10 protein-coding genes and 1 tRNA gene are annotated in these 11537 nt (G+C 66.7%); 7 read left to right on the top strand and 4 right to left on the bottom strand.

Annotated features, from left to right (window positions below; all coding sequences use genetic code 11):
• Positions 1 to 348: 348 nt before the first annotated feature.
• A tRNA-Leu gene (locus AC1RAD_RS14270) sits at positions 349 to 433 on the bottom strand.
• A gap of 81 nt (positions 434 to 514) precedes the next feature.
• Between AC1RAD_RS14270 and rnr the strand changes: the two genes are divergently transcribed.
• Together rnr and AC1RAD_RS14260 are read left to right on the top strand one after the other, a co-directional pair.
• The gene (gene rnr, locus AC1RAD_RS14265) at positions 515 to 2785 is read left to right on the top strand and encodes a ribonuclease R (protein ID WP_492735506.1); all 2271 of its coding nucleotides are present in this window, start codon (positions 515 to 517) and stop codon (positions 2783 to 2785) included.
• A 67-nt stretch (positions 2786 to 2852) separates the two neighbouring features.
• On the top strand, positions 2853 to 3617 hold the full coding sequence (locus AC1RAD_RS14260; protein ID WP_062471631.1) for an SDR family oxidoreductase: 765 nt from the start codon (positions 2853 to 2855) through the stop codon (positions 3615 to 3617).
• Positions 3618 to 3626: 9 nt separating this feature from the next.
• Here AC1RAD_RS14260 and AC1RAD_RS14255 read toward each other — a convergent pair whose 3' ends face one another.
• Positions 3627 to 5090, bottom strand: coding sequence for an NAD(P)H-hydrate dehydratase (locus AC1RAD_RS14255; RefSeq protein WP_492735505.1), 1464 nt, complete (start codon positions 5088 to 5090; stop codon positions 3627 to 3629).
• Positions 5091 to 5133: 43 nt separating this feature from the next.
• Here AC1RAD_RS14255 and AC1RAD_RS14250 point away from each other — a divergent pair, with 43 nt between their 5' ends.
• On the top strand, positions 5134 to 5553 hold the full coding sequence (locus tag AC1RAD_RS14250; protein ID WP_492735504.1) for a hypothetical protein: 420 nt from the start codon (positions 5134 to 5136) through the stop codon (positions 5551 to 5553).
• Here the strand turns inward: AC1RAD_RS14250 and AC1RAD_RS14245 are convergent.
• Complete coding sequence (locus AC1RAD_RS14245; protein ID WP_492735502.1) at positions 5543 to 6796, bottom strand: D-amino acid dehydrogenase; 1254 nt, start codon at positions 6794 to 6796, stop codon at positions 5543 to 5545. The two genes, AC1RAD_RS14250 and AC1RAD_RS14245, sit on opposite strands and share 11 nt — an antisense overlap.
• A gap of 57 nt (positions 6797 to 6853) precedes the next feature.
• Positions 6854 to 8176, bottom strand: coding sequence for an amidase (locus tag AC1RAD_RS14240; protein ID WP_492735501.1), 1323 nt, complete (start codon positions 8174 to 8176; stop codon positions 6854 to 6856).
• A gap of 205 nt (positions 8177 to 8381) precedes the next feature.
• On the opposite strand from AC1RAD_RS14240, the gene rpsB reads away from it, so the two are divergent.
• From rpsB to frr, 4 genes are all read left to right on the top strand, one after another.
• Positions 8382 to 9137 (top strand): 30S ribosomal protein S2, encoded by a 756-nt coding sequence (gene rpsB / locus AC1RAD_RS14235; protein WP_095745188.1) that lies wholly within the window; start codon positions 8382 to 8384, stop codon positions 9135 to 9137.
• An 81-nt stretch (positions 9138 to 9218) separates the two neighbouring features.
• Complete coding sequence (tsf, locus tag AC1RAD_RS14230) at positions 9219 to 10142, top strand: translation elongation factor Ts (RefSeq protein WP_369632686.1); 924 nt, start codon at positions 9219 to 9221, stop codon at positions 10140 to 10142.
• A gap of 99 nt (positions 10143 to 10241) precedes the next feature.
• Positions 10242 to 10964 carry a UMP kinase gene (gene pyrH, locus AC1RAD_RS14225; RefSeq protein ID WP_095947731.1) on the top strand — a complete coding sequence of 241 codons (723 nt, stop codon included), beginning with the start codon at positions 10242 to 10244 and terminating at the stop codon, positions 10962 to 10964.
• A gap of 11 nt (positions 10965 to 10975) precedes the next feature.
• Positions 10976 to 11536 (top strand): ribosome recycling factor, encoded by a 561-nt coding sequence (frr, locus tag AC1RAD_RS14220; protein ID WP_119551364.1) that lies wholly within the window; start codon positions 10976 to 10978, stop codon positions 11534 to 11536.
• The last annotated feature ends 1 nt before the right edge of the window (position 11537 follow it).

Below are 11537 nucleotides of genomic sequence, written 5' to 3'. Positions count from 1 at the left end.
AGAAGAGGACTCGAACCTCCACGATGTTACTCGCTAGTACCTGAAACTAGTGCGTCTACCAATTCCGCCATCTGGGCTGATTTTGCGTCTCAGCAAAGACTACGATTATATACACAAATTTGGCGCGCTCTTTTGAGCGTGTCGAAATTTCAGCTTCTGCGCGACATCGCTCGTGCGGCGGGTGTCCTGCCGAAGGCGGGTGGGTGCGATCGTGCGTGCATGGCCGGCGTCGAGGGGTGCGATCTGACGATCGCGTCGCCCGTTTGATGCAGTTTCGAGCGGCCATGAAAAAAGCCACCGGAGACCGGTGGCTTCAATCGGATGACCTGGTAAAGGTCTGTTTAAACTTGGTGCCCAGAAGAGGACTCGAACCTCCACGATGTTACTCGCTAGTACCTGAAACTAGTGCGTCTACCAATTCCGCCATCTGGGCCCACATGACTGCAGAAGCAGCCACGCTTTGAATTTCAGGAAAGAAGGAGATCATATCAAAAATAATGTCACTTCCAGCAGCTTGTTGGATGAAATCGAAGGAACTGTTCAAGGACATCGCGACGGGCACGGCTTCGTGCAACGCGACGACGGCGAGGCAGATATCTACCTGCCTCCGAACGAGATGCGCGCGGTGTTGCACAAGGATCGCGTCAAGGCGCGCATCGTGCGACAGGACCGTCGCGGCCGCCCCGAGGGGCGCGTGGTCGAGATCGTCGAGCGGCCAGAGCAGCCCATCATCGGCCGCCTGTTGCACGAAGGCGGGATCTGGCTCGTTGCACCGGAAGACAAGCGCTACGGCCAGGACGTCCTGGTCCCGAAGGGCGCCACCGGCCCCGCCAAGGTGGGCCAGGTGGTGGTCGTCCAGCTCACCGAGCCGCCGGCCTTGTTCGGCCAGCCCGTGGGCCGCGTGAGAGAAGTGCTGGGTGAGATCGACGACCCCGGCATGGAAATCGAGATCGCCGTGCGCAAGTACGGCGTACCGCATGAATTTTCTGCGGAGTGCCTGGCGCAGGCCAAGGCCCTGCCCGAGAAGGTACGCCCCGCCGACAAGAAAGGCCGCATCGACCTCACCGACGTGCCGCTCGTCACCATCGACGGCGAAGACGCCCGCGACTTCGACGACGCCGTGTACTGCGAGCCCGCGAAGGTGGGCCGGGGCAAGGGCTGGCGACTGCTGGTGGCCATCGCCGACGTCAGCGCCTATGTGCAGACCGGCTCGGCCATCGACATCGATGCGTACGACCGCGCCACCAGCGTCTATTTCCCGCGCCGCGTGATCCCGATGCTGCCCGAGAAGCTGTCGAACGGCCTGTGCTCGCTCAACCCCGAGGTCGAGCGCCTGTGCATGGTGTGCGACATGCTGGTTGCCGCCGATGGCGAGATCTACGCCTACCAGTTCTATCCGGCCGTGATGTTCAGCCATGCGCGCTTCACGTACACCGAAGTCGCCGCCATCCTCGGCAACACGCGCGGGCCCGAAGCGGCCAAGCGCAAGGACCGCGTCAAGGACCTGCTGAACCTCGCCGACGTCTACAAGGCCCTGCTCAAGCAGCGCGGCAAGCGCGGCGCGGTCGACTTCGAAACCACCGAGACGCAGATCATCTGCGACGACGCCGGCCGCATCGAGAAGATCGTGCCGCGCACGCGCAACGAGGCCCACCGCCTGATCGAAGAGGCGATGCTCGCCGCCAACGTCTGCAGCGCCGACTTCATCGCCGAAGGCAAGCACCCGGGCTTGTTCCGCGTGCACGAAGGCCCGACGCCCGAGAAGAAGGAAATCCTGCGCGGCTACCTGAAGGCCATGGGCGTCGGCCTGAGCATCACCGACGAGCCGCGTCCCGGCGAGTTCCAGGCGATCGCCGAAGCCACCAAGGAACGCCCCGACGCGCAGCAGATCCACACCATGCTGCTGCGCTCGATGCAGCAGGCGATCTACACGCCGATCAACAGCGGTCACTTCGGCCTGGCCTACGAGGCCTACACGCACTTCACCAGCCCGATCCGTCGCTACCCCGACCTGCTGGTGCACCGCGTGATCAAGGCGATCCTCGGCAAGACGCGCTACCAGCTGCCGATGCTGCCCACGCCCGGCGAGGCGCATGCCAAGCTGGCCAAGCGGCTCGCTTCGCGCGTCAAGGCGCCGACCAACAAGCCGCAGAAGGCGACCGTCGCGCCGAGCAAGGAAGTGCTGGCCTGGGAGGCCGCCGGCCTGCATTGCAGCGCCAACGAGCGCCGCGCCGACGAAGCCAGCCGCGATGTCGAGGCCTGGCTCAAGTGCAAGTACATGCGCGAGCACCTCGGTGAGGAGTACGGCGGCGTGGTCACCGCGGCCACCACCTTCGGCATCTTCGTCACGCTCGATGCGATGTACGTCGAGGGCCTGGTCCACATCACCGAACTCGGTGGCGAGTACTTCAAGTTCGACGAGATGCGCCAGGAACTGCGCGGCGAGCGCACCGGCATTCGCTACGCCATCGGCACGCGGGTGCGGGTGCAGGTGAGCCGCGTCGACCTCGATGGCCGCAAGATCGACTTCCGCCTCGTGCGCGAAGGCGAGGACCTGACCTCGCGCGCCATGAAGGACAAGGGCGGTGCGCCGGTGAAGGCGTCGGCCAAGCGAAGCTCCCGCCACAAGGCGGAGGCCGGTGGCGAGTCGCGATCGGAGCACGGTGGCGGCGGCGCTGCCGCGGTGCCCGCCGGTCCGCAATCGGCCATGCAGGCCTTCAAGTCGGCGGTGAAGAAAGCCGCTAACAAGATGCAGGGCAAGGGGCGCAAGCCCCGCCGCGGATGAGGCGCGCCGTGCACACTACCGGTCGAGTTACCGTGTGTATGGATCAGTTGAAAAGGAGACTTGGAGCATGAGCGTGGAAAACAACAAGGGCCGCATCGCGATCGTCACGGGCGCGGGGTCGGGCATCGGCCGCGCGGCCGCGCTGGCCCTGCTGGCGGACGGCTGGAGCGTGGCCCTTGCGGGGCGCCGCCTCGAGCCGCTGGAGCAGGTGGCGGAAGAATCGGGCGCGGGTGCGCGCGCCTTCGCGGTGCCGACCGACGTGGCCAATGCCGACTCGGTGCAGGCGCTGTTCGGCGCCACGGTCGAGCGCTTCGGGCGCGTCGATCTGCTGTTCAACAACGCCGGCGTGGGCAACCCGCCGGGACCGTTCGAGGACTGGACACCCGAGCAGTGGAAGGGCGTGGTGGACATCAACCTCACCGGCATGTTCTTCTGCATCCAGCAGGCCTTCCGCACGATGAAGGCGCAGACGCCGCGGGGCGGCCGCATCATCAACAACGGGTCGATCTCGGCGACCACGCCGCGGCCGAATTCCGCGGCCTACACCTCGACCAAGCACGCGGTCGAAGGGCTGACCAAGACCGCTTCGCTCGACGGCCGCAAGTACGACATCGCGGTGGGGCAGGTGGACGTGGGCAATGCCATGACCGAGCTGGCCGCGCGCATGGCCACCGGCGTGCCGCAGGCCAACGGCGAACTCGCGATCGAGCCGCTGATCGACGTCAAGATCGTCGGCCAGTCGGTGCTCTACATGGCGAACCTGCCGCTGGAAGCCAACGTGCTCTTCCACACCATCATGGCCACGAAGATGCCCTTCGTCGGGCGCGGCTGAGTCCTGCGCTCAGTCGGGCGCGCGGCGGGCCAGCGAGCCTGCCGTGAGCGGGGCCGCATCGGCCGGCCACAGGTCGGCGATGCGGCCGTGCTGCCAGACGGCTTCGCACGCCGCCTCGAACGCGGGGCGGCGCATCGCGAGCGCCGCGCCGATCATGCCGGCGAGCACATCGCCGGTGCCTGCGGTGGCAAGGCGGGCATTGCCGGTCGGATTGATGACCGGCGGCTCGTCGCCCGCATCGGCAATCACTGTTCCAGAACCCTTGAGCACCGTTACCGCGCCGAAGCGCGACGCCAGCGCGCGGGCCGCGGCCAGGCGGTTGGCTTGCACGCCACCCGTCGTGTCGCCGAGCAGGCGCGCGGCTTCCAATGGATGTGGCGTGAGCACGGTGGGGGCACCGGCCTGGCCTCGCGCGATCAGTTGCGCCTGAAGTAACGGATCGGCGGCGATGGCGTTGAGCGCGTCGGCGTCGAGCACCAGCGCGGCGGCCGTCGACAGCACGCGCGGCAGCAGTTCGCGCACGGCATCTCCGCCCCCGCAGCCGCACACGACCGTCATGCCGGCGAGGTCCAGGGCATGGGCGTCGCGCAGCATCAGCTCGGGCTGCGAGGTGTCGACCGGCGCTGCGCGGGGATCGAGCAATCCGACGAACACGCGTCCTGCGCCGGCATGGAGCGCAGCCGAGCCGGCCAGCAGCGCGGCACCGGCCATGCCCGAAGCGCCGCCGATCACCGCGACATCGCCGTAGCTGCCCTTGTGCGAGGCGTGGGTGCGCGGCTGGATATCGGGCGCGCCTGCGAGGCGGGCTGTTGGTCGCTCCTGGGCGAACGCGCTGCAACCTAGGTCGTCGAACCACACCGTGCCGGCGGCGTCGCGGCCTTGCGCCGTGAACAGACCGGGCTTCAGCGTGAGGAAGGTGAGGGTGGCGCGAACCGATGCCGGTGCTTGATTTGGGTTGGAGGCCCGCATGCCTGTGTCGGCATCGAGGCCTGAGGGCACATCGATGCTGAGCACTGGCGAGGCGCTAGCGTGCATCCGCGCGAGCCATTCGGCCATCGTGCCCGTGGGCGGGCGGGTCGATCCGATGCCGAGCAGCGCATCCACCGCCAGTTCGAAGCTCAATGGCGGCTGCGAAGCGAAGGTGACGCCCGCATCGCGCGCACGCTGCAGCGACGCCTTGGCATCCGGTGGCAGCCGGCCTTCATCGCCCACGAAGGTGACGACAGGAAAAAAGCCGCGATGCCGCAGTTGCGCCGCGGCTTCGAAGCCGTCGCCGCCGTTGTTGCCGGGGCCGCAGGCGATCCAGATCGTTCGCGCGTGCGGCACGAGCGCCATTGCGAGCCGCGCCGCCGCGAGGCCGGCGCGCTGCATCAGCGTGTGAGGGGGAAGGGCGGAGGCGGCCGCCTGCTCGATGCGACGCGTGGCGGCAATGTCGAACAGGTCGGCGGCGCTGGCGGACGTGATGCGATGCATCGAGCCATTGTGCCGCCGACGCCGCGCCTCCTATCATCGACCGATGACGCTCAAGACCTTCGGCTGGTTGCTGGTTCTGCTGCTGGCGTGCCTGGCCGGCTTCGTTGGCACGGCCGCAGCGATGATCGCTGGCGCGGCCTGGGCGGTCGGCCTGCTGATCGTGGTGTGGGGGCTGTTCCTGCTGGCCGAGCTGTTGCGCCGGGTGCCGCTGCGCGACGTCGCCTGGGCCCTGGGCGTGGGTTATGGCATCGGTGTGATCCGGTGGCTCGACGTGCCGGTCGAGGCAGGGGCCGGTACGCAGTGGCTGATGCTGGGCCTGGACCTGCTGGTGCTGGCGTTCTTCGGGCTGATCGCACCGGCGATCCTGGGGTTGATCGCCCAACGCTGGGCGCCCCGGCCCGAACTGCCGGCGGAAAAACCGGCCACCCCCGAGCAACTGCGCCGCTGGGGTCCTAAAGACTGAGCCGCTCGATCCCCAGGCCTTCGAGGTCGATGCCGGGGTCTTGCCCTGAGATCAGGTCGCCGAGCACGCGCGCGCTGCCGCACGACAGCGCCCAGCCGCTCGAGCCGTGGCCCAGGTTGAGCCACACGCCGGGAATGCCGCTGGCACCCAGCACCGGCGGGCCATCGGGCAGCATCGGGCGGGCGCCCTTCCATTGCTGGATGCCCGACTGCAACGTGGCAGCGCCGGGGAACCAGTCGTGCAGCACCTTGTAGAGCGTCTGGATCGCGGCCGGGCTCATGGCGTCGGGCGAGCCGCCGATCTCGGCGCTGCCGGCCACGCGCACGCGCTGGCCCAGGCGAGAGATCGCGACCTTGTAGCGTTCGTCCATCACCGCGCTGCGCGGCGCGTTGAGTGGCTCGCGCACCGGGGCGCTGACCGAGTGACCGTAGACCGGCGCCAGCGGGATGCGCAGTCCCAGCGGACGCAGCAGTGTGGCGGACGACAGGCCGGCGCAGACCACGATGGCGTCGAACTGCAGCGCGTCCGAGCCGCTGGCCAGCGTCAGCGAGGTGGGCGCGGCGCGGCTCAGAGGCGCGATGTCGCAGTTGAAATGGAACTGCGCGCCCAAAGCCTCGGCTTCCCACTTGAGCAGCAGCGCGAACTGGCGGCAGTTCGCGACCTCGTCTTCTGGCAGGTGGATCGCGCCTGCCAGCGGGGTGTCGGGGTTGAGCGCGGGCTCGATCAGGCGGGCCTCGTCGGCGTCGATCTCGCGGAACACGCTGCCGGCCGAACGCAGCACCTCGAGTCCGGGCTGCACCAGTTTTTTCTCGCGCTTGGAACGCAGCAGCACCAGGTAGCCGTCGCTGCGTTCGTAGCTCAGCTCGCGCGCTTCGGTCACCGCGTGCAGCCGGGTGCGGCTGTAGAAGGCCAGGCGCTGCATGCGGGCGCGGTTGGCCAGGTAGGTCTCGAGCTTGCAGGCCTTCTGCCAGCGCGACATCCAGCCGAGGTCGCGCGAACTCAGCGGCCAGCGCAGCTTGATCGCGCCGTGCGAAGACAGCAGCGAGCGCAGCACCTTGCTGCGCATGCCTGGTGCGGCCCACGGCGTGACATAACCCGGCGCGACCACGCCGGCGTTGGCGAAGCTGGCCTCTTCGGCGGCGGCGCCGCGGCGCTCGAACACGCTCACTTCATGGCCGTCGGAAACCAGTTCCCAGGCGGTGGTGACGCCGACGATGCCGGCGCCCACGATCGCGATTTTCATTGAAATGTTCTAGATAAAAGAAGCGGCTGACGCCCGTGAGGCGGGCGGTGACAGCGGTTATTTCTGTAGCGTGCGTTCGGCCTGGAGTGCCACCGCGAGCACGGCGTCGTCGTGCATCGCGGCATGCCACAGCATCAGGCCGACCGGCAGTTCGCCGTCGGCGTGGCAGGGCAGCGAAATGGCGCAGCCGTTGAGCATGTTGATGATCGACGGGTTGCGCAGCAGCAGCGCGTTGACGCGGAAGAATTCGTCGTCGCGCTCGGCGCCTGGTGCCACGCTGGCGATGGACGGCGCCGTGATCGGCACGGTCGGCGACACCACGGCGTCGAACGGTGCCAACGCCTTCTCGACGCGGGCGATCCAGTCGCGGCGGGCGCGGACCAGGTCGATGTACTCGTGTGCCTTCATGCCGGCGCCGCGCAGGATGCGCTGCGCCACGCGCGGGTCGTAGCCGGCGCCGCTGCGCTCGAGCAGCAGCCGGTGCCAGGCGTACGACTCGGCCGCCGAGAAGCCGCCGGTGGCGTTGATGCTCTGCAGGTCGGCCAGCTCGGGCAGCACTATTTCCTGGATATGGGCGCCGGTGGCGCGCAGGGTGGCCAGGGAGCGCTCGAAGGCTGTGGCCACGGTGGGCTCGAGGTCGTCGAGGAAGACGTTCTTCACGACGGCCAGCCGGTAGGCCGACAGCGACGCCGAGCCGGGCGTCACCTGCCGTGCCGAGAGGATCTCGTGCGCGGTGACGGCATCGCGCACCGAGTGGGTCATGGCGCAGACGGTGTCGAGCGTGGTCGACAGCGGCAGCGCGCCGTCGGCCGGCGTGAGGCGGGCGGTGTTCTTGAAGCCGACGATGCCATTCAGCGCAGCCGGGATGCGGATCGAGCCGCCGGTGTCGGAGCCCAGGCCGATGAAGGCCGCGCCGCTCGCCACCGAAATCGCCGCGCCGGAGGACGAGCCGCCCGGAATGCGCGGCGTGGCAGCGTCACTCACGTTGGCCGGCGTGCCGTGGTGCGGGTTGACGCCGACGCCGGAAAAGGCGAACTCCGTCATGTTGGTGCGCCCGGTCAGCACGCCGCCGGCGGCGCGCAGTCGGGCCACGGCGAGCGAATCGGCTGGGGCGGCCGGTGCGTGCGAGAGCACGGCCGAGCCGGCGGGTGTCGGCTGGCCGGCGACGTCGAACAGGTCCTTGCTGGTGAAGGCAAGCCCGGCGAGGCGGCTTTCGGGCGCCGATGCGGCGGCGGCCGCGCGGGCCTCGTCGAACATCGTGCGGGTGAAAACGTGGGCGCAGGCGGGAGATTCGGAGAGGGCGATGGCGCGCTCCATTTCGGTGCGCGCATCGGAACCGCCAGCCAGAAGGGTGAGACGGGTGGCGTGAAGGTCGTTCATGGCGTCGAGGGTACCTTGGAACGGCTCGGTTCGAGGGAGGAGGGGGTGGCCGCCGTGCTATACTCTTTGGGTTTCGCTGGTTATGCGACAGTTTTGTCGCCGCCAGTCAAGCACATCCGCAAACCGGCCCAATCAAGGTGTTGCGACCCCGTCGAAGGGGCGCAAAACGGGCTGGATTTTAGACCCAACCTTTGGAGTAAATTCAATGTCGACCACCATGCGCGAAATGCTGGAAGCCGGTGTCCACTTCGGTCACCAAACCCGCTTCTGGAACCCCAAGATGGCTCCGTTCATCTTCGGTCACCGCAACAAGATTCACATCATCAACCTGGAAAAGTCGCTCCCGATGTTCCAGGACGCGATGAAGTACGCCAAGCAACTCACGGCCAACCGCGGCACGATCCTGATGGTCGGCACGAAGCGTCAAGCCCGTGAAATCGTCGCTGCAGAAGCTCGCCGCGCCGGCGTGCCTTTCGTTGACACCCGCTGGCTCGGCGGCATGCTGACCAACTTCAAGACCGTCAAGACCTCGATCAAGCGTCTGAAGGACATGAAGGCCCAGCAAGAAGCCGGCCTCGACAGCCTGAGCAAGAAAGAGCAGCTCACGTTCTCGCGCGAAATCGCGAAGCTCGAGAAGGACATCGGCGGCATCCAGGACATGGCTGCGCTGCCCGACGCGATCTTCGTGATCGACGTGGGCTTCCACAAGATCGCCGTGGCCGAAGCCAAGAAGCTCGGCATCCCGCTGATCGGTGTGGTCGACTCCAACCACTCGCCCGAAGGCATCGACTACGTGATCCCCGGCAACGACGACTCGTCGAAGGCCGTCACGCTGTACGCCCGTGGCATCGCCGACGCGATCATCGAAGGCCGCAACAGCGCCGGCGGTGACGTGGTCAAGGCCGTTGCCGAAGGCAATGGCGACGAATTCGTCGAAGTCGAAGAAGGCGCTTCGGCCTGATAGGCGCGTTCGCGAGCCTGAAGAAGGGGCTTTGGTGCCCCTTTTTTTTAACCTGATTTTTGGATTTACGGAGATACACAAATGGCTGCAATCACCGCAAGCATGGTCGGCGAACTGCGCGCGAAGACCGATGCGCCCATGATGGAATGCAAGAAGGCCCTGACGGAGGCCGACGGCAACATGGAAAAGGCCGAAGAGTTGCTGCGCATCAAGCTCGGCAACAAGGCTGGCAAGGCATCGGGCCGCATCACCGCTGAAGGTGTGGTCACGGCTTTCGTCGACGGCGCTGCCGGCGGCATGATCGAAATCAACTGCGAAACCGACTTCGTCACCAAGAACGACAGCTTCCTGGCCATGGCCAATGCTGCCGCGATGCTGGTCGCCAAGAACAACCCCGCCGACATCGCCGCGCTCGGCGCGCTGGCTTACGAGCAGGACGGCTTCGGCCCCACGCTCGAAGACGTGCGCAAGGGCCTGATCGGCAAGATCGGCGAGAACATGAGCTTCCGCCGCTTCAAGCACTTCACGGGCAACGGCAAGCTGGCTTCGTACCTGCATGGCACGCGCATCGGCGTGATGGTCGAATTCGAAGGTGACGACACCTCGGCCAAGGACGTTGCGATGCACATCGCCGCCATGAAGCCGGTCGCCATTCAGGCATCGGACGTGCCCGCCGACCTGATCGAAAAAGAACGCGCTGTGGCCGCCGGCAAGGCGGAAGAAGACCGCAAGACGGCCGAAGCCGAAGGCAAGAAGCCGCAGCCGGCCGACATTGTTGCCAAGCGCATCGAAGGCGGCGTGCAGAAGTACCTCAAGGAAGTCTCGCTGCACAACCAGCCGTTCGTGAAGAACGACAAGCAGACCGTCGAGCAGATGCTCAAGGCCGCCGACACCACGATCAAGGGCTTCACCCTGTACGTGGTCGGCGAAGGCATCGAGAAGAAGGTCGACGACTTCGCTGCCGAAGTCGCTGCCCAGGTCGCTGCTGCCAAGGCTGCCGCCTGATCCGGCAGGCCTCCAAGCGGCGGTGCGCGACAGCGTGCCGCCGCTTTTTCACCGCCACGTTTTACACTCGCCCCCGCCAACCCTCTAAGGAAAATGCCCATGTCTGATGCCCGCCCAGCCCACAAGCGAATCTTGTTGAAGCTGTCGGGTGAGGCACTGATGGGCGATGACGCCTTCGGCATCAACCGCGCCACCATCGTGCGCATGGTCGAAGAAGTGGCCGAGGTCGTGAACATGGGCGTCCAGGTGGCGGTCGTGATCGGCGGCGGCAACATCTTCCGCGGTGTCGCGGGAGGCTCCGTCGGCATGGACCGCGCCACGGCCGACTACATGGGCATGCTGGCCACCGTCATGAACTCGCTGGCCCTGGCCGACGCCATGAACAAGCAGGGCCTCGTGGCCCGCGTGATGTCCGCCATCGCCATCGAACAGGTGGTCGAGCCCTATGTGCGCCCCAAGGCCCTGCAGTACCTCGAAGAGGGCAAGGTCGTGGTGTTCGCTGCCGGTACCGGCAACCCCTTCTTCACGACCGACACGGCCGCCGCGCTGCGCGGTGCCGAAATCGGTGCCGAGCTGGTGCTCAAGGCGACCAAGGTGGACGGTGTCTACACCGCCGATCCCAAGACCCACCCCGAAGCCACGCGCTACGCCTCGCTCACCTTCGATGAGGCGATTGCGCAGAATCTCGGCATCATGGACGCCACGGCCTTCGCGCTGTGCCGCGACCAGAAGCTGCCGATCAAGGTGTTCTCGATCTTCAAGAATGGCGCCCTCAAGCGCGTCGTGATGGGCGAGGACGAGGGCACGCTGGTGCATGCCTAGGAGTAATTGAGATGACCATTGCAGACATTCGCAGTGCGACCGACGCGAAGATGAACCAGTCGCTCGCCGCCTTCCAGAACAACCTCACCAAGATCCGCACGGGTCGCGCCAACTCGGCGCTGCTCGACTCGATCCACGTCGAGTACTACGGCTCGCAGGTGCCGCTGAGCCAGGTGGCCAACGTGTCGGTGCTCGACTCGCGCACGATCAGCGTTCAGCCCTGGGAAAAGGGCATGGGCGCCAAGATCGAGAAGGCTATCCGCGAAAGCGACCTGGGCCTGAACCCGGCGTCGATGGGCGACCTGATCCGCGTGCCGCTGCCCGCCATGAGCGAAGAGCGCCGCAAGGAAATGACCAAGCTGGTCCGCAACGAAGGCGAAAGCGCCAAGATCGCGACGCGCAACCTGCGCCGCGATGCGAACGAAGCCGTCAAGAAGCTCGTGAAGGACAAGCTGGCCTCGGAAGACGACCAGAAGCGCGCCGAGACCGAGATCCAGAAGGTCACCGACAAGCACATCGCGGAAATCGACCGTCTGGTCGCCGCGAAAGAAGCGGAGATCATGGCCGTTTGAG

It is taken from the genome of Variovorax sp. GW823-FHT04B03 (assembly GCF_058796495.1).
Note: the sequence above shows the minus strand (reverse complement) of the source record. Positions and strands in the feature narration are given on the sequence as shown.